19 protein-coding genes are annotated in these 23,609 nt (G+C 34.2%); 5 read left to right on the top strand and 14 right to left on the bottom strand.

The genetic code is table 11. The annotated features are described in order from the left end of the window. Window positions 1-564: 564 nt before the first annotated feature. The 5 genes from SPD48_RS11310 to SPD48_RS11290 form a co-directional block, all read right to left on the bottom strand. The gene (locus tag SPD48_RS11310; RefSeq protein WP_336258214.1) at window positions 565-1,158 is read right to left on the bottom strand and encodes a hypothetical protein; all 594 of its coding nucleotides are present in this window, start codon (window positions 1,156-1,158) and stop codon (window positions 565-567) included. Window positions 1,159-1,540: 382 nt separating this feature from the next. Further along, complete coding sequence (locus SPD48_RS11305) at window positions 1,541-1,729, bottom strand: hypothetical protein (RefSeq protein WP_336258213.1); 189 nt, start codon at window positions 1,727-1,729, stop codon at window positions 1,541-1,543. Window positions 1,730-2,155: 426 nt separating this feature from the next. Then, on the bottom strand, window positions 2,156-3,544 hold the full coding sequence (gene rlmD, locus SPD48_RS11300) for a 23S rRNA (uracil(1939)-C(5))-methyltransferase RlmD (protein ID WP_336258212.1): 1,389 nt from the start codon (window positions 3,542-3,544) through the stop codon (window positions 2,156-2,158). 90 nt (window positions 3,545-3,634) lie between these two features. Next, a complete protein-coding gene (locus SPD48_RS11295) occupies window positions 3,635-5,350 on the bottom strand; it encodes a sensor domain-containing protein (RefSeq protein ID WP_336258211.1) in 1,716 nt (571 codons plus the stop codon). Window positions 5,351-5,531: 181 nt separating this feature from the next. Continuing rightward, window positions 5,532-5,852 (bottom strand): cupin domain-containing protein, encoded by a 321-nt coding sequence (locus SPD48_RS11290; RefSeq protein ID WP_336258210.1) that lies wholly within the window; start codon window positions 5,850-5,852, stop codon window positions 5,532-5,534. Between the two features lie 170 nt (window positions 5,853-6,022). On the opposite strand from SPD48_RS11290, the gene SPD48_RS11285 reads away from it, so the two are divergent. After that, window positions 6,023-6,757 carry a YqcI/YcgG family protein gene (locus SPD48_RS11285; RefSeq protein WP_336258209.1) on the top strand — a complete coding sequence of 245 codons (735 nt, stop codon included), beginning with the start codon at window positions 6,023-6,025 and terminating at the stop codon, window positions 6,755-6,757. 95 nt (window positions 6,758-6,852) lie between these two features. Here SPD48_RS11285 and SPD48_RS11280 read toward each other — a convergent pair whose 3' ends face one another. The 3 genes from SPD48_RS11280 to SPD48_RS11270 form a co-directional block, all read right to left on the bottom strand. Then, on the bottom strand, window positions 6,853-8,733 hold the full coding sequence (locus SPD48_RS11280; RefSeq protein ID WP_336258372.1) for an ABC-F family ATP-binding cassette domain-containing protein: 1,881 nt from the start codon (window positions 8,731-8,733) through the stop codon (window positions 6,853-6,855). A 256-nt stretch (window positions 8,734-8,989) separates the two neighbouring features. Then, window positions 8,990-9,616, bottom strand: coding sequence for a DJ-1/PfpI family protein (locus tag SPD48_RS11275; protein ID WP_336258208.1), 627 nt, complete (start codon window positions 9,614-9,616; stop codon window positions 8,990-8,992). Beyond that, a complete protein-coding gene (locus SPD48_RS11270; protein WP_336258207.1) occupies window positions 9,613-10,695 on the bottom strand; it encodes a flavin-containing monooxygenase in 1,083 nt (360 codons plus the stop codon). The genes SPD48_RS11275 and SPD48_RS11270 overlap by 4 nt, the downstream gene beginning before the upstream one ends. A 372-nt stretch (window positions 10,696-11,067) precedes the next feature. On the opposite strand from SPD48_RS11270, the gene SPD48_RS11265 reads away from it, so the two are divergent. The 4 genes from SPD48_RS11265 (at window position 11,068) to SPD48_RS11250 (ending at window position 15,268) form a co-directional block, all read left to right on the top strand. Further along, the gene (locus SPD48_RS11265; RefSeq protein ID WP_336258206.1) at window positions 11,068-12,255 is read left to right on the top strand and encodes a chromate transporter; all 1,188 of its coding nucleotides are present in this window, start codon (window positions 11,068-11,070) and stop codon (window positions 12,253-12,255) included. Window positions 12,256-12,486: 231 nt separating this feature from the next. Further along, complete coding sequence (locus SPD48_RS11260; RefSeq protein ID WP_336258205.1) at window positions 12,487-12,825, top strand: ArsR/SmtB family transcription factor; 339 nt, start codon at window positions 12,487-12,489, stop codon at window positions 12,823-12,825. Between the two features lie 15 nt (window positions 12,826-12,840). After that, a complete protein-coding gene (locus SPD48_RS11255) occupies window positions 12,841-14,136 on the top strand; it encodes an arsenic transporter (RefSeq protein ID WP_336258204.1) in 1,296 nt (431 codons plus the stop codon). After that, window positions 14,129-15,268, top strand: coding sequence for a hypothetical protein (locus SPD48_RS11250; protein ID WP_336258203.1), 1,140 nt, complete (start codon window positions 14,129-14,131; stop codon window positions 15,266-15,268). The genes SPD48_RS11255 and SPD48_RS11250 overlap by 8 nt, the downstream gene beginning before the upstream one ends. A gap of 191 nt (window positions 15,269-15,459) precedes the next feature. On the opposite strand, the gene SPD48_RS11245 is transcribed toward SPD48_RS11250, so the two are convergent. From SPD48_RS11245 to SPD48_RS11220, 6 genes are all read right to left on the bottom strand, one after another. After that, the gene (locus tag SPD48_RS11245) at window positions 15,460-17,181 is read right to left on the bottom strand and encodes an ABC transporter ATP-binding protein (RefSeq protein WP_336258202.1); all 1,722 of its coding nucleotides are present in this window, start codon (window positions 17,179-17,181) and stop codon (window positions 15,460-15,462) included. Next, on the bottom strand, window positions 17,178-18,953 hold the full coding sequence (locus tag SPD48_RS11240) for an ABC transporter ATP-binding protein (protein WP_336258201.1): 1,776 nt from the start codon (window positions 18,951-18,953) through the stop codon (window positions 17,178-17,180). Before SPD48_RS11240 ends, SPD48_RS11245 begins: the two co-directional genes overlap by 4 nt. A gap of 960 nt (window positions 18,954-19,913) precedes the next feature. Further along, window positions 19,914-20,909: a glutathione S-transferase family protein gene (locus SPD48_RS11235; RefSeq protein WP_336258200.1), complete on the bottom strand. Its 996-nt coding sequence runs from the start codon at window positions 20,907-20,909 to the stop codon at window positions 19,914-19,916. A gap of 207 nt (window positions 20,910-21,116) precedes the next feature. Beyond that, window positions 21,117-21,905 (bottom strand): membrane protein insertase YidC, encoded by a 789-nt coding sequence (gene yidC / locus SPD48_RS11230; protein ID WP_336258199.1) that lies wholly within the window; start codon window positions 21,903-21,905, stop codon window positions 21,117-21,119. Then, window positions 21,851-22,228, bottom strand: a complete 378-nt coding sequence (locus tag SPD48_RS11225) for a hypothetical protein (RefSeq protein WP_336258198.1) — start codon at window positions 22,226-22,228, stop codon at window positions 21,851-21,853. The genes yidC and SPD48_RS11225 overlap by 55 nt, the downstream gene beginning before the upstream one ends. A 271-nt stretch (window positions 22,229-22,499) precedes the next feature. Next, window positions 22,500-23,477: a ring-cleaving dioxygenase gene (locus SPD48_RS11220; protein ID WP_336258197.1), complete on the bottom strand. Its 978-nt coding sequence runs from the start codon at window positions 23,475-23,477 to the stop codon at window positions 22,500-22,502. Window positions 23,478-23,609: the final 132 nt, after the last annotated feature.

The raw sequence follows: 23,609 nt of genomic DNA, 5'->3' as shown, positions 1-23,609 counted from the left end.
ATTGTCAAACGTAAAATTGTAAAATTATTGCACTGGCTCAATACCGTTTAGATGGTCTTTGACCGACTACGAATACAGGAAGTACATCTACCTTCTTTTATTATTCTTTCAAGTTATAAAGTACTTGTTTCTAAACTTCATCAGCCTCATCTTTATTGGTAAATAAAGGTGTACCTCATCGCAAAGCAAATTAAAAGGGGGTCTTTTATTTGCTTTCCATCCAAAATTGAACTTATATAATAATTTGCCAAGGTACCTGTAACAACAGTCAAGACATCCGATGGTACTTCTGAAAAATCAATTACTTTTAGTCCCTTGTCATAAGCCTTGTCTTTAAAACACTAATCATGTTTTTACCTCCATTTTCAACAAAAATGCTCCCCAAAAAATTGAAACAACGTTCAATAATTGCTTCATTTATTCAAAATATTAAACAATACGATTGTTAATTCATAAAGAATAATAGACATAAAAAGATTGCCATCAAAGGCAACCTTTTAAAATTAATATAGTTATCAATCTTTAAGGAGAAAGACAACCATTTTTTATCTTTCCCTCCGCTTTTTATGTACTAATTCTAAATTTTGGATAAAACCGCTCCTTCGAAGAAAGATAACGTGTGTCTCCTGATCGGTCCCTGGCTCTTTTTATTTGTCCCTCAACATACATCACGAGCGGTAAAATTCCAAGTGCATATCTTCCAAAACGTCCTACTTCAATATCTGGCAGTATTTTTTCGACAACCATCGGAAATACGGTAAACACCAAAATAATCATTATAACTAAAACAATTTCAGCATTAAACCTGCTGCTTATACGAGTGATTTTCCAACCAAGCTCCACAACAAAAGAAAATACTGACACAAGACAAAATCCCGCATACAGCAGAGTAAAAAATACCGATGCTCTCATACCATCATCAAGAAGAAAATTTATCGGCTCTCCTTGATAAAGAATCCCCTCTTCACTTCCGATAAAAGTGAAATATACAAAGGTTAGGCCTATGACAACAATACCCCACAATAACAAGAAGAGTCTTCGAAGGAAGCCAAAGATAAGACCAACGCCAGGGATTTTGCTTAAAATATAAATAATAAAAATAATACCAACAAATCCACCAACCACAATTAGGGTGGAAATAATTTCATCCGTAATCATTATCTGCCCTTTCTTTTATCTCCATACAGAGAAAGATTTTGATCCTTTGTATCTTTTGACTAATTTAATATATATCATATCATTATAGAGAAGCCTCTGACAGTTATTATTTAGAAATTTCTCCCTTATTGATACAACTACAAAGATACGCATCAATACAAGCAATCTATATAACGTTTTTAATTTACTTGGACTTACAAAAAGCACTAAAGTCTTTTCTCTAATGAAATGGGCATAAAAGAAGACGGCGATCATCAATGGTAAAATGACCCAAAAGTAATGTGTTCCATAACACAATCGCAATATTGGTAGCGAAGCAAAAATATTTATACCTGTTAAAACCCAATATAGATTTATCGTATAATAATGCTTTGATTGATATTTATATCTTTTCCACAATCTGAATAAATGAAGGACAATAAGACCTTCTACAGCGAATAAAATGGGAAGCCAATAAAGGACGTCCTTCGGGAAAAGCAGCTGCAGCTAATAAGGACAAGACATGAACTCCAATGACAAGCCCTAATCGTTTTTCGGCAACCTGATTGACTTCATTTTCACTTTGGTTCATTTATTCACATCCATATTATTTTTATTAAGGATAGGCTTACAATAATCACTTAAAGCCTTCCATTATTTCTTGTAAATAATAATAGCTAGGGTCCAAATAATTCTACCACATATGACTGGGCCACTTTGATATTTTTGTTTGAGTTATATTGGTTACTGCTATAATCTTCACTAGTTTCTATATCGATAAATCACTATTCGTTTTAAAAGGAAAAACGGCGACTGTAAATTTCCTTATCTTACAACTGCCGTTAAAATTAGTATCATCAATTATGAAATAATTTTTATAATTATTCTGTTGTGTCCCCACTCCCCAGATCAATTACCACTAGTACAGTAATGTGGTTTTTCAGTACTTTATTTCTCGTTTTTTCACCTTCTCCTACAAACACGAAATGCTTGTGAAAGTGTTTAAAACTAAAGATTTCTATATAGTTTCTCTTTGTAGCAACGCCACCAACTCCACATGATACGTGTGTGGAAACAAGTCCACAGGTTGAACTGTCTGTAATGTATAGCCAAATGCTTCTAATTCTTTAATATCTACTGCGAAGGATGCGGGGTTACATGACACATAGACAATTCGAATTGGCTTAGAACGCCCGATTCGGCGCATTACTTTACCACCTGCTCCAGAACGAGGGGGATCAACGAGTAATAAATCAGGTTTACCAAAATGGCCTAATACTTCATCGATCCCATGACGTGCATCTTTTGCTAAAAAGTGAGTATTCGTAATACCATTGTCCTCCGCATTTCTTTTTGCAGATTCAATCGACGTTTCCACAATTTCTATCCCAGCAAGTTCTTTCACCCTATTTGCGAACGGTAAAGAAAATGTTCCGACCCCACAAAATAGATCGATCATTTTTTCAGTCGGTTTTGGTTCTGCCATCTGAAGAGCAAGTTCGACCAGTTTTTCAGCTTGCGCTGGGTTCGTTTGGAAAAATGTATCAAACCATAATCGGTAGCGATAACCCATTAATTCATCATAAATAAAATCTCGACCTGACAATACATGCGTTTCTTCTGCCTGTGTTCGATCTGCCCAGTTTCGGTTTTCTAACCATAATAGGCTTTTGACCTGAGGAAATTTCTTTTCAATACGTTCAGTTAAGTCGTCGATTCCTGAAACCTTATCCGGTCCTTCTGTTGCAAAAATAGCTAACAGTATTTCTTCTGTATGAAAAGATTGGCGAACCATCACATGACGAAGAAGCCCTTCCCTTTTTTCTTTATGATAACCAGACAACTGATTTTCTTTTACCCATTGTGCTACTTCTAAAACTGCTTCTTTCATTTCCTGTTTCATGATAAAACATGTTTCTAAAGGGATGATTCGCTGATAATTCCCTTGTTCATGCAATCCAAGTGATCCATCAACTGCAAAGGTAAACTCCATTTTGTTGCGGTAATACCATGGCTCTTCCATCCCAATTGTATCTTTAACAACTTCTGAATCAAATCCTTGATTGTGTAATACCGTTTTCACATAATTCGTTTTTTCTTCAAGCTGTCCTTCATAACTCCAATGTTGCCATACACATCCACCACAGCTTTCAAAATGTGGGCATCTAGCATCTACCCGTTTTGAATGTCCTTCAAGAACTGTGTCCGCCTTACTTTTCCAACGACGTTTATGTGGTTGTTCAACTGTCACGCGAACTTTCTCGCCGGGAAGCGTATATGGAATGGTAAGTTTTAATTTTCTTTCATTACCTTCTTCGTTTTTACGCCAAACAACTGCTTGTCCTGCTCCTTTATCATCCAATCGATGAATGTCTACTTCAAATGTTTCTCCTTTTATATGACTCAACGGAGACTCCTCCCCCTACTACTAACCAATTTTATTTTCTTTCCTAGTATAATAGAAACAGTGTTCAAATGGGAAATCTTATATAAAAAGTCATTTAACATTAATGGAAGAAACCTGTTCTTCATAGAGTTTAGTTATTCGCTTTGCTTCTATAGGCTTACTCCAAAAATACCCTTGTCCTTCATGACAATTTTGAGCTTTCAAATAAGATGCTTGTTCTGCGTTTTCTATACCTTCAGCTACTACATTATACTTAAGATTTTTTCCCATTGAGATAATTGTATCTACGATTACTTCACCCTCGATGTCTAAATCATCGATAAATGATTTATCTATTTTTATCGTATTAACAGGTAGGCGTTTTAAATAACTCAAGGATGAATAACCGGTTCCGAAGTCATCGATGGAAATAGAGACACCCAAATCTCTCAATTCAGACAAAGTTCCTTCTGGATTTTTTATGTTTAAAATCGTGCCTTCCGTAATTTCCATTTCCAAATATTTTGCTTCCAGTCCGGTTTCTTGTAATATTTCTTTTACATCATTTACAAAATTTTGGCTTCTAAATTGGACTGGCGAAACATTTACGGAGGCTCTGTTTATATGAACCCCATTATCATGCCATGACTTCATTTGCTTGCAGACTGATTTTAGAACCCATTTACCAACTGGAATAATGAGACCAAGCTCTTCTAAAATTGGAATAAATTCTACCGGAGATACGGATCCTAGTTTCTTATTGTTCCAACGTAATAATGCCTCTACTCCATTAATCTTATTATCTTTCAAACTAACAAGGGGATGATAGAGAATGGAAAATTGATTTTGTCCTAACGCATATTTTACTTCTTGGTCTAATAAGTAATATCTTTCCATTTCTTTATTTTGATCAAACGTGTTAAAACAATGTGAGTTACCACCATTTCTCTTTGCATGATACATCGCTGTATCCGCTTGTCTAATCGTTGCCTCTATAAAACTTAATAGTTCAATTTCTTTGTCCTCTAAAGTATTCATACTGATTCCAATACTTGTAGAGGTGGCAATTTTTTTACCATTAATAAAAAAAGGCAAATTGAACTGCTCTTTAATTTTATCAACAACTGTCATAATTTCTTGTTGGTCACTTAGTTCTTTCAAAAATACAATAAATTCATCTCCACCTTGTCTAACGATAAAATCAAAAGAAGTGATACAGTTTTGCAATCTTTTAGCAACTTCATTTAATATTTTATCCCCTGTTCGGTGGCCAAAATTATCATTAATAGATTTAAAACGATCAATATCCATAAAAAGAACTGTAATTGATTCTCCAACTTCCATTGCCTCTTTCGTTATCCATTCAGTTAATGCGTTACGATTTGGCAATGAAGTTAAAGGATCATAAAATGCCATTTGTTTGATCGTTTCTTCATATTCTTTCCGTTTCGTTATATCGTGGCGGATCGAAACATATTTGAATGGTTTACCATTCTCTTTTAAAAAAGGAACGATTGTTGTGTTTACCCAATAAAATGTTCCATCTTTCGCTTTGTTTTTTATTTCACCTTTCCAAACATTCCCTGTACCAATTGTTCTCCACATTTCCTTAAAAAAATCTCTACTATGGTATCCGGAATTAACGATACTTTGCTTACTCCCTATTAATTCTTTCAAACTATATTTAGACATTTCGCAAAATTTTTCATTTGCAAATTGGATAACTCCTTTATTATCTGTAATTGCAACAATAGAAGACTCATTTAAAGCTAGCTCAATATCTTCTAACTTTTGTAATGTTTCCGACAGCTTAGTTTTTTGATTCACTGTGATAACCTCTTTTCTTAAAGGCTTTATAAATGTTTCCGCAATGGTAAGTTATTTCTTAGAGGAAGATTTTTCAAAATTAAATAAATAGCTCAGTTCGACAAGAACCGAGCTATCTATTTAATTTTAAACTATATTAACCTAAAAGTGTTAATCTCAAGGCTTAATAAGTAGGACAATGTTAATCCTCCATTTTATTCATCGTAGCATAAATTGAAACGTTAGTTTCACTCGTATTTATAAATCCGATTTTTTCTTCAGCATTACAATAAATAAGTTCTCCTTGTTTCACAACAATTTCTTCATTATCTATCAAGAGAGTGCCTTCTCCTTCTAAAACATGCAAGTATAATTCGCGGTTAGGGTGGTTATGGGGCTTCATTTGTTGACCTGGTAAAAAATTCAACATAAAAACAACACTCGATTTCGTTTTAATCATATCAATTTTTGTAAATCTATTTTCATTAAACTGTTGTGCTGCAGCAATTGATTGAATTTCCATTATACGCTCTCCTTAATTATGATCTTTTTACTAATGTACTATAGTTCTTATTTTAAGACTAAGGAATAGATTTTAATTATAGAAAAAGACTTCCACTTTTATATTCCCTTAGCTTTGTTTTTCTAAGCTGAAAACAGGGTAAAACAACAATAAATAAGAGAGGTGTGCATATGAAAACAGCAGAAAAATTTTTATACAGTAAAGAAGATATGAAAAATCCTGATTTTGTTCCTAATTGGGTAATTGAAGAATTTCATACATTCGATCAAATAGTTTCAGATAAAACTTTTCCTTGCACGTTCGGGCTTGCTGCCCATAAAAGAGGGGAATTACGCTATTCTTATATTTCACAAGATGACTGGTCACAGCTCCCAAAGGCGTTAGAGGAATTCCTTACTTTATTTGATAAAACTGACCGGTTAATCCGTTACGGTTTTTTCCTTTTTATCGAACCGGAAAAAGAAGGAAAGTCTTTGTCCTATTACCGAGACTATTTCTGGAATGTACTTAATTATTTACATGAACAAGATCAAGCAGACTGGCCTGAGCAAATACCGAAAGATCCGGATCATGCAATGTGGAACTTTTCCTTTGCAGGAGAACCTTTTTTTGTATTTGGAAACACTCCGGCATATAAACAACGGAAAACAAGAAATTTAGGTAAAAGTTTAATAATGGGGTTCCAACCTAGAAGAATTTTTAACGGAATCGAAGGAACAACGGAAGAGGGTAAAAAAGCTCGCGAAACGATTCGAAAGCGAGTAGAAAAGTGGGATCAACTTCCGAAACATCCAAATATTAACCACTATGGTGACCCAGAACATCGGGAATGGAAACAATATTTTATCGGAGATGATATTAAACCGATTAAAGGAAAATGTCCTTTCTCCCATAAGGTCAAATGAATATAGGCTAATAAAAACGAAATGAAAATCCGAGCGATGTTTCAATAGGAAATAAATCATTGCTCGGAAATTTATTTTAACTACCGAAATTAATTTTATTTTTTAAAACTTTCTACAAGTAAAGATAGCTCTTCCCATCTTTCCATTTTTGCTTCTAATTTATTTTCTAGCTCTTGCTGTTCCTTAAAAAGCTCCTGTACTTGAGTATAGTCACTTCCCTTAGACGCAATTTCATCTTGTAGTAGTTCAAGTTTTTCTTCTAACTCTGTAATTTCATCCTCTATAACATCCCATTCTTTTTGTTCATGATAAGACAGTTTCGTTTTAACTTTTTTCTCTATCTTTTTAGGCAGCTGGGATTTCTTCTCTATTTGTTTAGAAGTTTTTTGCTGCATATGGGAAGCATATTCACTGTAATTCCCATAAAAATGACTAACTCCTCCATTGCCATTAAAGACAATTAACTCATCTACTACATGATCTAAAAAGTACCGATCATGTGACACAGTTAAAACAACTCCTGGAAAATGATCTAAATATTCTTCCAATATTCCTAATGTTTTAATATCCAAATCATTTGTTGGTTCATCAAAGACAATTACATTTGGTTCTTGCATTAGTATTTTTAATAAATATAAACGTCTTTTTTCACCGCCTGATAAACTGCTAATATACGTCCATTGCTTCGGTCGGGAAAATAAAAAACGCTCCAACATTTGCTCTGCAGTAATTACCTTTCCCTCTTTCGTCTGAATAACTTCTGCAATCTCCTTAATATATTCAATCACTCTAAGATCATCATCTAATTCTTCTTCGCCTTGAGTATAGTAACCGATTTTTACCGTCTCACCAATGATGACTTCTCCTTCATCCGGATTTAATCGCCCCGCAATAATATTTAGCAGTGTTGACTTCCCTGCTCCATTTGGTCCAATGATACCGATACGATCATCAGGTGTAATTAACATGTTAAAGTTTTCCCACAATATTTTATCACCAAGTGTTTTACTAATTGATTTCAATTCAATTACTTGTTTTCCAAGACGGGTGGCACCAACTTGAATTTCAATATTGTCATCGTTCGTGTGAAAGGTTTGTTTTTTTAACACATCAATGCGATCGATCCGGGCTTTTTGTTTTGTAGATCTCGCTCTCGCCCCTCGTTTCAACCAAGCTATTTCTCTTCGCAACGTATTTCGATGTTTTTGCTGCAGGTTTTGTTCAAGTTCTTCTCTTTCCAGCTTCTTTTCCAAAAACAATTCGTAATTTCCTTCATACATATAAAGCTTTCCATGTTCTAGTTCATATATTTTGTTTGTGACACGATTTAAAAAATACCGATCATGTGTGACAAGTAATAAGGCTCCTTTGTAACTTTCGAGATGTTTTTCCAGCCAGACAATTGTGTCATTATCCAAATGGTTTGTCGGTTCATCTAAAATTAATAAATCTGCCGGCTGAATTAATGCCTTCGCGATAGCCACCCGCTTTTTCTGACCGCCAGATAAATGAGTGACATTCGCTTCAAATTGAAAAATTCCCATTTTTGATAACACCGTTTTGGCAATCGTACTTGCTTCCCATGCATCATATTTATCCATATCTTGTTGTAAATCGAGCAATCGATTTTGTGCCACTTCATCATTTGGATTCTTTTCTAATACTAATAATCCTTGCTCATAATCACGCAACACTTGCATTACTTTGACGTCTCCAGCGTAAATATAGTCTAGTACAGTTACTTCTTCATCAAATTCTGGATTTTGCGGCAAATATTCGATCGTATACTCTTTCGGATGAATGATCTCCCCTTCATCTGCTGGTTCTAATCCTGCTATAATTTTTAATAAAGTCGACTTTCCCGTTCCATTCACACCAATCAATCCGATTCGTTCATTGTCAGTTATCGTTGATTGTATATGTTCAAATAAAAGTTTTTCACCATATGATTTTTTAAGATTCTCGATTGTTAACATGCTATTCATTCCCTCAACTCAAACTACTTGCTATCTTCCATTATAGATGATTTGTGATCGACAATCTAATTGTTAAGGTTACCGCTTTATGCTACTCGCTCTATTTATTAATGGCTCAAAAAACATTTGATTGTTTTTCATATCTTGAATACTTTAAACCTCAAATGGAGATATCTTTTTCATATGTCTAATTGTTGAACCTCTTAATAAAGGATGATTGAACTCTATTCTTATTTTATAATCAATCATCTTTAAATTATCTAGATAAAAATTCAATTGTGGTTGCTATTCTTTCTGAAGCAGTCTTACCTAAAATCTGCTCTACAAGATAAATTGCCATGTTAATTCCTGAAGAAACCCCACCAGATGTCAAGAGGTTACCATCATGAACAACTCTTCTATCAGAAATAACTCGAATCTTAGGATACACCTCTTGTAAATTGTTTAACGCCAAATGATGAGTTGTAGCCTTTTTTTCATCTAACAAGCCCGTTCCACCTAAAATATATGCTCCTGTGCAGACGGAACATATATATTCAATATTTCTATGTTTGACAATCCAATCTTTTATTTTTTGTTTTTTAACAATCGATTGTACCGCTCTTAACGGACCACCTGGCACAATCAAAATATCCAATTCTGGACTATTATCAATACTAAAATCAGGTGTTACTTTTATCCCTGAGTGCGTTTTTATCGCTGTTCCCAATTCAGAAATAGTGAATACTTGAAATGGTCTTGTAGGTAATAAGTTTTTTTTATAAAGTGTAACTGCTTGTTCCATTTTATTATTAGCAGTTAATGATAACACTTCCGCGGGGCCAGTAAAATCTAAAACATCTACATAATCAAACAGTAAAATTCCAACTTTCCTCTTTTTCATTTATTATTTCTCCTCTCCTCAGTGCCATTCTGAAAATGTTCATGTAAAATATTTGGCATTAAATATTCAGCATCTCGTCCCACACCGCAAATTAACGCTGAACCCCGCTGGTATTGCCACGGCAGTCCAATAAAATACAAGCCTTTTATTGGACTTACTCCTCTTGTATGTATAGGTTTTCCTTTTGAAGAAATCGCACCATCAATATTTATCCACTCGTAATTTGGTACAAATCCAGTTGCCCAAATTATCGTTTCATAATATAGCTTCTCTTCATTTTGAAATACTACTTCTTTACCTGTCACTTGCATGACTCTATCCTTAATCTTAATTTTACCTTCATTTATTAACTTTTTTAGATCATACCCAAAAATAGGATCGCTTTGTTTTTGAAACCAACGACCTCTTTTTGTATCAAGTCCCGCATATAATAAACCTACAAAATCAAGCCATTTGAAAATACTTTTCCCTAAAAAACGTAGTGGTAAAAATTTTAATGGATGACTAATAGCTAAAGAAACATCTCTTTCTTGCGCTAATTCAACAGCAATTTGTGCTCCCGAATTACCACCGCCAACTACTAGTACAGATCCATCAGGTATTTGATTTGGTGAAACATAGTTTGAAGAATGAATATGTAGTATCCCATCGTCACTGCCAGTTTTTACGGAAGGAATAAAAGGTTTTTGAAAGGCGCCTGTAGCAATGACAACTTCTTTTGTTTTAATAACTTCTTGGTTAGTTGTTATTTCAAAGAGGCTACTTTTTTTGTCGATCTGCTTAACTAAGGTATTTAATTTAATAGACAGGTTAAAATGTTCCACATAGGCTTCTAAATAATTAGCCATTTCATCTTTTGTCGGAAATCCTTCTGGACAACCACTCATTTCTAAACCTGGTAATGAACTATACTTACGTGGTGTAAATAACACTAAAGAATCATATCGATGTCTCCACGAATCACCGATTCTTTGTTTTTCATCTATTAAAACATAAGATATCCCTGCCTGTTTCAAATAATATCCGATTGCCAGACCAGCTTGCCCAGCCCCAACTACTACAATGTCATAGTTAATCATATACGTTTCTCCTATAGTAAAATAACTTATTACATACAATAATATACCCTTACGGGGTACAAGTAAAGTTGAAAAAGCAGATACTTCCTATTAAATTTTGCTTTGTCTGAATTTTTGAACCTAGCAACATTTGATTCTTTGTATGTACAGTTTATTACACTTACTAAGATCTTACTTAATGTAGATTTTTTCTAGAAGTCGATCGACTTATAAAGAAAGCAAATGTTAAAAGAATGTAAAATTTAGTTAAAGCGGTTGAACTAGTAAATTATCGTTGCTATCTTATTGATAGTAGAATCCATTTTCGGTAAACATAATGGAGGTCTAGTGTGATGGACAAAATAAATAAATGGAAGGAAGTGTAAAAAGAGCTTGAAGGAAAATAAACTTACATCATTAATTGAAATATTATTTGTTTCAACCAGGCTTGGGCTAACTTCATTTGGCGGGCCAGTAGCACATTTAGGTTACTTTCATGAAGAATATATTCGCCGAAGAAAATGGATGGATGAAAAAAGTTATGCAGATCTAGTAGCCTTATGTCAATTCTTACCTGGCCCCGCTAGCAGCCAAGTAGGAATCGGTATCGGCGTAATGCGGGCTGGAGTTCTAGGAGGGATTTTAGCATTTATAGGTTTTACCCTTCCATCAGTCATTGCTCTTATCCTATTCGCTTTACTTCTTGATACGTTTGATGTCGGAACTGCTGGTTGGATCCACGGATTAAAGATAGTAGCTGTTGTTGTAGTTACGCATGCAATTTTAGGGATGGCTAAAAGTTTAACACCCGACACTAAGAGGAAAACGATCGCATTATTTGCATTGGTAGTTACCCTATTATGGCAAACAGCTTTTACGCAAGTTGGAGTAATTTTAATTGCCGGATTTCTAGGATTTTTAATATACAGGCAACAGATTGTAGAAGATGAAAAGGCATCTGCCACAGATTTTCCTGTTTCGCGTCGTTTCGGATTGATATGCTTATCTCTGTTCTTTGGATTGCTACTACTTCTTCCCATTCTAAGAGAAATTACAACATTAGATTGGATGGCTTTTATAGATAGTTTTTACCGTTCAGGTTCTCTAGTTTTCGGTGGAGGGCATGTTGTCTTACCCTTACTAGAACAGGAATTTGTTCCGACTGGATGGCTAAGTGAACAAGAATTCCTTGCAGGCTATGGCGTGGCTCAAGCTGTCCCAGGTCCCTTATTTACCTTTGCCGCTTATCTTGGTGCTGTTATGAATGGATGGCAAGGAGGTTTGTTAGCAACTTTCGCAATCTTTTTACCTGCTTTTTTACTAATTTTAGGGACTTTACCTTTTTGGAACTCATTGCGCAGCAACCCTAAAATCAAAGGAGCGTTAATGGGAGTAAATGCTTCAGTTGTCGGTCTCCTGATTTCTGCACTTTATCAACCGATCTGGACAAGCTCTATATTAGCACCAATTGATTTTGCATTGGCATCTATTTTGTTTGGTATGTTAGTCTTTTGGAAATTACCACCTTGGGTGATCGTCATAGCAGGAGCTTTAGGTGGGCTATTAATTTCATATATATAAGTTTAGAATATAGGAGAATGTGATTTTACCAATAAAATTCACATTCTTTTTTATTTATAGGCCTCCATACATAGTAACACTTTTATGGCTGCTAACTTTTTAAATTTTTCAAGACGTCATCAACTATGTGAAACTCTCCCCCCTAAAACCCAAAATTTTAATTTGATATCTTCATATATAGAAGTTATCATATAAGCAATTGCTTATATAACCGTTGTTTGAGGTGAGGAGATGGAAAAAGATAAAATAGAAGAAACGGCAATGATTTTAAAATTACTAGGAGATAAAACTAGATTATCGATGCTTCAACTCATGCAGATAAAAGACTGCTGTGTTTGCGAGTTTGTAGAGATTTTTCAATTGACTCAACCTGCGATTAGCCAACATGTACGTAGATTAAAAGAAGCAGGATTGGTAAATGAACGAAGAAGTGGAAAGTGGATAATTTATTCATTAAATCAAGAGAGTAAATTCTATTTACTTCTCCAGGATGTGTTAACTCATCTTCCAAACCAAGATGAAAAGTTGGTTTGGTTAGAACAACAAGGATTAACAATAATATGCGAATAATTTGGGGATGAATACATGTTACAGACAATTTTAGCGATCATAATATTTTTAGTTACCCTTACATTTGTTATATGGCAACCACGAAACTTATCTATCGGCTGGTCAGCATGCGGAGGAGCTGTTTTGGCACTAATCGTTGGAGTAGTAGACTTCCAAGATGTATGGGAGGTAACAAATATCGTTTGGAACGCTACTCTAGCATTTATTGCTATCATTATCATTTCATTAATTCTTGATGAGATAGGATATTTTGAATGGGCAGCTCTACATATGGCTAGAGTAGCAAAAGGTAACGGAGTCATGATGTTTATCTATGTATCCGTATTAGGAGCAATTGTGGCTGCCTTTTTCGCAAATGATGGTGCCGCACTTATATTAACACCAATTGTTTTAGCGATGGTAAGAGCACTGAATTTCGATGAAAAAATGGTGTTTCCTTTTATTATAGCAAGTGGCTTTATCGCCGATACGACATCCTTGCCATTAATCGTAAGTAATTTGGTAAATATTATCTCGGCAGACTACTTTGGGATTGGTTTTTCAGAATATGCGAAACATATGGTTGTACCGAATATATTTGCGCTTATTGCGAGCATTCTTGTTTTATATGTATATTTTAAGAAAAACATTCCAAAAAAATATGATAGTTTACATTTAAAAAAGCCGGCAGATGCCATTCGTGATCCAAAATTATTCCGCTTATCGTGGTTTATTCTTGTTTTGCTCCTTTCCGGTTATTTTGTCAGTGAATTACTCTCGATTCCTGTTTCCTTTGTTGCAGGGGTTGTAGCTATCTTCTTTTTAATCGTGTCTAGACGAAGTTCCAGTGTCAATACGAAACAGATTATGAAGGGTGCTCCTTGGGCGATTGTCTTTTTCTCAATCGGCATGTACGTCGTTGTTTACGGTCTTCGCAATGTCGGATTAACATCACTACTTGCCAAGGTGATCGATTATGGAGCGAATGAAGGTTTGTTTTTAGCTACAATGTTAATGGGGTTTTTATCAGCTGTACTTTCTTCTGTAATGAACAATTTGCCTACAATCTTAATCAACTCTTTAGCGATAGCAGATACATCCGCAACAGGAGCAATAAAAGAAGCTCTCATATATGCGAATGTAATTGGAGCCGACTTAGGTCCTAAAATTACCCCAATCGGTTCGTTAGCTACATTACTATGGCTTCATGTTTTATCGCAAAAAGGAGTAAAAATTTCTTGGGGAACTTACTTCAAAACAGGTATAGTATTGACGATTCCAGTATTGTTTATAACATTACTTTCCCTTTATTTATGGCTCCTTATTGTTTAAAAAAGAGTTTGGGGAAGATTTAGCAGAAGTTGATATACTACCATTACAATTTCATTTGATTTATCCGATATATAGAGAAAGAACTTTGTTACAGAATAAAATCGAGGTGATTCTATTGTATATTCAAAATATACAAACAAAAATGCCGACGAATTCGGATTATCAAAAAACGCAAACAGATAATCTTATAAAAATGAAGATAAACAAAGGTAGCCTGAAAAAGAATGAGTCCATCCCATTAAGAACTGAATCTGTAACGATTAGTCAAAAAGGATGGGATATTTATAATGACTCATTAAAATTTAAGCAAGTGAACGAAGATGATAAGTTGGGAGATTTATTCCAAAAGTTTTATGAAGAATACAATAGTATAGAGGCTATTGAAAGAAGACAACTTGAAGAATTGGAAAAAGAAAACTCTTATAACCGATTTGAAGATGATTTTAATCTTGAAGGAATCGAATCTCTTTATCCTGAAAATACGTTACATCACACCATTAAAAAAGCATTAGAAGGAAAAGTGAAAAACGCATCTGTTTATGCTGCCGAACTAGCTTCAGCTATTCGCAGCTCAGTTTCAATGCCTGAAAAAAGTGCGGAAGAACAGGCAGCATATAGAGAGATGGCTCTCAAGCAAGCTGAATATATTGCGGAAAATTATTTTGAAGATGAACAAGAAGCAAAAAATTTTATGGATGAAATAAATAGATATTATGAGAATGATATTTTAAGAGCAAAAGGGTATGTTGTTATCGATAATAGTGACATAGAACCTTTTAAAAGGTATAGTAGTCCTCTTTCAAATAATGATGACGTAAGCTTTTATGCACTGACTAAAAAATATATGGATAAAGAATATTTTGAGCGATTTATCAATGGAGAAGGAACTCACAAAGAAACATCTGAGTTTTTATTACAACTTCAAGCTAATAAAGAAAAATATACGAAAGCAATTCTAGAAGAATCTGTATTAAATGAGAAACAAACCGAAACAAATATTGAACTAGCAAAATCTATTCTTGAATCACTTGAATGGGAAAATGGCCGAGCTGCCAAAATAAACGAAGAACAACCAAGTTATTTGGATGCTTTATTAAAGTGGAATAATAATATGTTGAATTTATTTACTTAAGCATAGACAACCAATTCAGAAATTTTTTTAGTAATACAAAGTGTACCATTATTTTATATAGGAGAGTGAAGTTCGTAAGAGTGTCCTAAATATTGATGTAGATTCAACCTAGAATATAGAAAACGTCTGAGTTTTTCCTACTCAGACGTAGTATATTAGTTATAAATCACTTAGAGAAAAAAATTTACATGTTAAACTTGCGAATGCTCTGCCATGACAAGTGACTTATATTTTGTCATACCTTTGAGTAATTCAATATGTGAACCTTGTTCGATAACTGATCCTTTATCTATTACAAATATACAATCTGCATTTTGAATAGTTGATAAACGATGCGCTATAATAATAGTTGTCTTTCCTTCTCTATACCCATCCACCGCCTGTTGAAGTTTATTTTCAGTAATTAAATCTAGTGCGGAAGTCGCCTCATCTAAAATTAATATCTCCGGATTTTGAATGAGTGCTCGCGCAATTGCAATTCGCTGTCTTTGACCACCGGAAAGTGTTACTCCACGTTCCCCAATAACCGTATCATATCCTTCAGCTAATGAAATGATATAATCGTGAATTTGTGAGATTTTACAAACTTCGATTAATCTTTCATCACTCACTTCATGACCCATCATTATATTATTTCGTATGGAATCAGGATATAAATATGATTCCTGAAAAACGATTGATACTCTTTTGGTCCAATCATTCCTTCTAATCTGTGTAAGATCTAAATTATTCACTAGTATATGTCCCTTTGTAGGCTCAAATAGACGGATCAATAGCTGAGCGATCGTTGATTTACCGCCTCCACTACTTCCAACAAAAGCTACCTTTTTCCCAATTGGGATGGATACGTTTATATTTTTTAAAACTAAATCTTCTGATTCTTCATTATAGGCAAATTCAATATTGTCCAACTCCAGTGAATGGATTTCATCTGTTATCTCTTTATTCCCGTCGCTCCATGTCGGTTCATCTATCACTGCCCGAACTCTTTCAACACATGCCATTTTCTCTGACAAACCTAAGGATAAATAAAATAAGCTCTGAAACTTTCCAACTAACTGATTACTAAATTGATAAATAATTACAAAAGTACCTAAGGACATATTTCCCTGCATGACAAGATAGCCGCCGTAAATTAATATAAATAAAATGACTCCCCATTTTATAGGTTCACTACTTATTATCTGAACATTAACGACTTTGCCCTCTTGCATCACCGCACGAAAATATTTTTTGAAAACACGGTCATAAATTGCCTTTTCCCACTTGATTCGATGGTATGCAATAACTTCCCGGGTCGAGGAGATGCCTTCTTCCATATGTACAATTAACTCCGAACGGGAACTTTGTACATCTTTTGCCGCCTCTTTCACTTTTTTCGTAAAGCGATGACCTAACAATATATAAGCAATAATCGCAATAACACTAAATAATAAGATTGCTAGACTATTTTTTCCAATAATATAAAAGAGCAATAATAATGAGGTTAATTCCATGATAATACGTGGTAAATCATTCCCTAATAATACTGCAATTTGTTCTGCATCAAACACAATATTATGTACAAAAGAACCAGTTCGTTTTTGTTGAAGTCTTCTCGTCGGGATTTTGTACATATAGTTAATAAAATCTTTTGACGTATGTTCGGTAATGGCTGCAACACTTAAATGAATAAAATGTGGACCAATTGTAAACATAATTGAGTGTATAAAAAACGCGATAACGATTAAGATTATAATTTTTGTAACAAGGTGATATTCACCTTTTAATAATACATTATCAATTAACGATTGTTGCAAACCGATTGCTGCTAAATTTGCAAGTGACTCAATGACCATAAAAAGAGTTGTTAGAAAGAGTAAGCCTTTAACTGGAAACGCATAAGGTAATATCCACTTAAAATTACTTTTCATATTTCAACACCTACACTTTCATTACGAGCAGCTAAATCGAAAAAGCGTTCTTTTTTCGCAAGTAATTGTTCATATGAACCTGATTCCATTATTTTTCCATTTTCCAGTAAGACGATTTTATCGTAATCCATTATTGTAGATAGACGGTGGGCGATTGTGATCGTTGTTCGTCCTTTCATTAATTGATCTAATGCAGTTTGAACCTCACGCTCACTAACATTATCTAATGCGGATGTCGCCTCATCTAAAATAAGAATCGGAGGATTTTTAAGAAACAACCTCGCGATTGATATCCGTTGTTTTTGTCCGCCAGATAATTTTACCCCTCGTTCACCAACTAATGTTTCGTATCCATTTGGTAAATCAACGATAAACTTATGCGCATTGGCCGCTTTTGCTGCTTCAACTACTTCCTTTTCCGTCGCTTCGGGATTTCCAAACAATATATTCTCTTTAACTGTTCTTCCAAATAAATATGTTTCTTGAAAAACGAATCCAAGATTGTTTCGCAATGATTCAAATGATAATTGATCAATAGATATACCATCTATTACAATCTTACCTTCAGAAGGGTCATAAAAACGGCCGAGTAATTTTAAAACAGTCGTTTTCCCACAACCACTTTCACCAACTAATGCTACCTTCTCTCCAGCAGATATATCTAAGTTAAAATGTTGTAATACGTTAGGGCCATCTGGATAAGAAAATGTCATGTTTTGTATAGAAATTCTTCCCTCGGGTTGTGATAACTCTCTGGGTTCCTTTGCTTCCTTTACAGTTACAGGTTGCTGTAAAAATGTGTACAGTTTCTCTGCTTGATACATAACTACTTTCTGATCTGCTAATGATGTAATAACAGATGTCAAGATATGCATTGTTTGGAAAAAATATAAAAGAAAAGCAATAAAAGCCCCTGTCGTAATATCTCCTGTTCGCACTAAATGAACCCCATAAATAATGATTCCAATACCACCAATATTGTATGACAAACGTCGGTTCGTACTACGTAAATATGCAAAGAAATATGTCTTAACCATTAACTTATTAAAGCTTCTCAAACTCTTTACAAAATGTTTCAAATCCCATTTTTCAGCACCACTTACTCGTATATCATTCAGCGATGAAACACTCTCATATACTTTTTGATTAAATGCAACACGTTCATCTGATAATTTTTTACCATAAGTTGATGCTTTTTTTTCAATGGAGGAACCAAAAATATAATATAATAAAAAACTTGCCAAAATAATAAGACTTAATTTCATACTAATTTGTGCCATGATAATAATCGCCAGACTCGAAAAAATGAGACCGTTGACCATCCAGGGGAATAATCTACGATAAAAGTCTTGTAATGAAGCTACTTCAGAATTCATTAATGCTAAACTTTCCCCAATCGGATGTTTTTCAAAATAAGCAAAACCTAATTTACGTAAATGTGCATAAATAGCATATTGTAAATCTCGAGAGGATTTCTCTTGAACGATTCTTTCAAGTAAATTTAAGACTATAGTAAATCCGATCATAACAATAACCGATACAATGATCACACTAATTAGAAGCCAGAATTGCTGTATATCATTTTGCGGCAAAATAGTATCAGTAAAATATTGAATAAATTTAGGTATAATTAATTCCACACCACTTAAAACAATCCCACAAATAATTAGCAGTAAAAGTTGCCATTTATAAGGGGACATAAAAGATAACACCCAAAAGTAAACGGTAAGTAAATTATGCTTTTTTAACTTCTTCTCATGCACCTGAGCCATAACTCAATTCCTTCCTACAAATTATTATTTTCACTATAAAATAGTTAATTTTGTTTAAACATTCTCCACAAGTTTATTTGTATATTCTCAGGTGTCATATGTAATGAGGATGTTATTCCAATCTATTAAACTGTTATTAGCTTCCAAACATTATAACCATATATTGTTATATTGTAAAGATGAGTTATTTTACTTTATTACTTTTAAAAGGTGAACCGAATGTTTAAAGGGGCAGATTAAATGATAAGTAAGTATCTTAACTTTTGCAGCACGAAATAAATAAACTTAGGAGTACTAGGGAGTTATGCGGAGTCGTTTTCCTTTATGCAGAGTGGCAGTAGGTTAGTGAGAAAGTAGTTAGTAATAAAAAAGCGTTTATTTATCAAAAAGAGAAGGCAATGGAAAACTAATAAGCTTCTTGGCAATCGTGCAGCTATCCTAATTTCTGCTACATTTAGATTAAAATTGATAGGTAGATGTTAATAAATAAACCAGTCAACTCAAGATAAATTGAGCCGACCGGTTTATTTTTAAGGTTCTTGAAACCCGTATAATGCAATAAAGCAAAAAATTCCATAGTAAATAATCATCAAAGAATTTAAAAAAACTAAAGTTTTACGTATAGTTCCTTTTACGGATAAACATGCACTCACAATACTTATAATATTTAAAAAAATAGGTGTAAACATACTTATTCCATAAAGATAATCAACAAAGGTGATATTCCAATCTTGAGAGAGAGAAAAAATCATAAAGAATGAAAATGAGTAACAAATTATTGATAGCCAAGTAAAAAAAATCACATATAATCACCGCTTAATTTGTAAATTAAGTATGAATAAACAAAAATTTAATTTTTATTTAACAAAGCAGCTTTTAAACAAGAGCCTATTGTTAATAGTAGTAAAGGTAAAATTCAATCAAACTAACTAAATAATTTATCCTGTTGACTCGTTCATTCTATTCTTCATAAATTAAAAACTTTTCTTTTGTATTACTCAAATGTTCTCGATTAGGCTGTACATCCCATCCCGATAAGTCTGGTCCCTTAGGAATAATGATCTCTTCTTTATTGCTCCCGGGTGAAAGACGAGCGGAAATATAATAATGCTTCTTAATTGCCTCAAAATCGGTTGTGTCTCCAAAACCAGGAGTGACGTATAAATCGCGTGCATATCCCCATAAATTCGGATAATCAATCAAACGATATTTATTTGCTTTAAAAGCATTGTAATAAGCAACGTCAAACCTCACTAAAGTAACATAAAGCCTGACATCAGCCTCTGTAATATAATCTCCAAATAAAAATCGTTGAGTGGCTAGACGTTGTTCCAACTCTTCCAATCGTTCAAATAAACGATCATATGCCTGCTCATAAGCCTGTTGTGACTGAGCAAACCCACATTTGTACACCCCATTATTTACATCAGAAAATATCATTTCATTTAATTCATCGATCTCTTGGCGCAAGTTTTGAGGGTATAGGTCGGGAGAACTCTCATTATGAAAAGGTGCCCAAACGGTTTCAAAATCAGTTGTCAACGTAAAATAATCATTGTTCACCACTTTTTCCGTTTCCAGATCAATCATTGCCGGAACTGTTGGACGTCCCATATAATTAGGATCTGCTCTTGTGTAAAGCTCACTTAAATACTTAACCCCCAATATGGGATCTCTTTTATTTTCATCCAGTGAAAACGACCAGTCGACTCTAGGAACGTCAGGACGAATTGGATCAACTTCTCCTAGACTGATCACATCCTCTAAGCCAAGTATTTTTCTCACAATAACTGCCCGATGTGACCACGGACAAGGAGCTGCCCAAATTAAGCGATATTGATTCTTTTTAACAGGCAATTCTTCCTGTTTTGTACCAAAGTGCGTCGAAAACGAAGATTTTTGTCTATTAAACGAACCGTCTGCTTTAATTTCTTTATTTCGCGAAATCGTAATCACTCCCTTTAATTATGATATATATATTCTAACAGATGTAGGTTATTACCCTACTCTATTTTTAAATAAAAAGTGTATGTACCCTCTTTAACCATTATGCTCACATTGTATGAATGCCAGCTTCAAGACAAATTGACACCAACACATAATCCAGTAATTAGAAACACCTCTTTCCTAGCAATGTTACCGGAAAGAGATGTTGATTAAAAATTATTTATTTAACACGAACTTTTTTAAGAAGATAGTTTGGAAGATCATAAAAAGTCCTCCAACTGCCCAATATAATGGAAGTGCAGATGGCATAATAAAGGAAATAATACCAATCATCACTGGTGAAATATACACCATCATTGCCATCATCCCCTGTTGATTTTGGTCAAGTCCTATTAAACTTACACGGGCTTGAACATAATAAATAAAAATAGCAATGAAGGTTAATAGAATATCTGTTTCACCCAAACTAAACCAAAGAAACGATTGTTCTGCAATCTCGGGAGTCCGTCGGATCGCATAATAAAAGCCAATCAAAACAGGCATTTGGATGATCAAGGGTAAACAGCCTAAAACCATTTTTGCAGGTTGAAAATCATGCTTTTGATAAAGTTCACGTAATTCTTTTTGCATGCTTAGTTGGTCTTCCATGTCCTGTTTCCCTTTATACTTTTCTTGAATCGTATCGATCTCGGGCTTTATTACTTTCATTATCTCCTGTGAAGCCTTACTTTGTTTTTGCTGTTTTACCATAAATGGAAGAATGACAAGTCTAAGGGCAATCGTAATGACAATGATAGATAATCCATAGCTCCCATTTAAAAGTCCAGCGATCCATTTTATTAACAACGAAAAAGGATATACAATAAATTCATTAAAAAAGCCGGTTGATGATTCATCGATCGGTGAAAAGTCCCCTCCACAACCAGCGAGTAAAAATAAGGCACCTAAAGCTAGAATAATAATACTATATTTCCGAAAGGATGTGAGTATGCTGTTTTTCTCCATAATAGTCCTCCTCTTATTTTACAAATCCATATAAAATAAGAGTTAGACTCATCTTCTTCATTCGTACTGGGCTTGTCAGTTCGTTTAAACGTTTTTACAAACCAATTGACAAATATTTCATGACAAACGAATGGCATCTCCAGTAATGAGTTATCCACATCTAAGCTTCGATAATCATTCAATTTGATAGACTGCTGTATTTTACAAAAACTTTTTTGTATTATAAATAGCTGTCCAAGTCCAATTACAGCAAGAAACATACCAAAATAAATATAGAATACAGACGAATTAATCAGAATATCATTTATCAACTCTAATAACATGCATACTCACCTCCTTCATTTATTTTTCATTATCATTATATCATAGATAACTAGCTATCCTAAGCAAGGTAACCATATTGCCTAAAGAGAGTAAAAGGCATCTGTCGTAAACGTTAATTTATATAGTAACAGTTCAACTATGGGGCTTAGGGCAATGAAAAAAAGCTGTTCCCATTTAATTGGAACAGCTTTTACATCTATACTATATGAAACGACTGTTGTCTCATCTATGAATAGCAGGCTTTTTTAAAATTAACATCTTAGTTTGCTTTTATTCTTTAGTAAATTCTTTCGTGCTTCTTACTGTATCAATTGGTCGAACAAGTTTTTCTATTTCTTCACGTTTTGGTTCCAAGAATGGAGGTAAAGATAATTTTTCCCCGAGTGTTTCATACGGTTCATCCCCCATAAAGCCGGGGCCGTCTGTAGCAAATTCAAATAAAATTTGTGGGGCAACATTTGCGTACAAGGACTCAAAAAAGTGACGATCTACATAACCGGAAGTAGGGAATCCAAAATTCTTCATCCGCTCATCCCATTCATCTAAAACCGAGCGATCCTCTACTCGAAAAGCCGTATGGTGTACCGTACCATATCCTTGGCGGGCAGGAGGAAGAATTGTATTATCTTCTACAATGACCGACGCGCCATTGCCCCCTTCCCCTACTTCAAATAAATGAAATGATCCATCTTGATCAATCTCTTTAAACAATAAGACTTTTTCCAAAACTTCCTTAAAATAATCAATGTTCGCAATTCGAATAAAGACAGGTCCTAACCCCATTATGGCATGTTCCAGTGGGATTGGTCCTTTTTCCCAAGGGGTACCCGATTCAACCCCTTGATTGAATTCGTCGGAAATCAATTGATATTGCTGATCATCAAAATCTACGAAAGAAAGAGTTTTCTTACCAAATTGTTCTTTAATTCCAGTGTGCTTAACTTCTAAGCGATCAAAACGTTTTACCCAGTAGTCTAGTGATGCATCAGTAGGCACACGGAAGGATGTTTTGAAAATTTCATTCGTTCCATGTTGACCTTTAGGAATTCCAGGGAAATCAAAAAATGTCATATCTGTTCCAGGGCTTCCTTTATCATCTGCGAAAAACAGGTGATAGGTTTGAATGTCATCTTGATTTACCGTTTTCTTAACTAAACGCATTCCTAACACATACGTAAAAAATTCATAATTCTTTTCCGCGCTACTTGTAATAGCTGTAACATGATGTATTCCTTTTAATTGGTTCATTTTACATTCCTCCTAGTTTGTTTCGCTTTAACTTTAAGCGAATTATCACTTCTATATCCTTTATTCGTCTCGTCACCAAGCAATTGGGCAAAAACATTTACTTCCCATGGACTTCATTTTCGTTCTCTATCA

The organism is Pseudogracilibacillus sp. SE30717A (genome assembly GCF_037071985.1).
Taxonomy (GTDB): Bacteria; Bacillota; Bacilli; order Bacillales; family Amphibacillaceae; genus Pseudogracilibacillus.
This window is presented reverse-complemented; position numbering and strand designations above follow the sequence as displayed.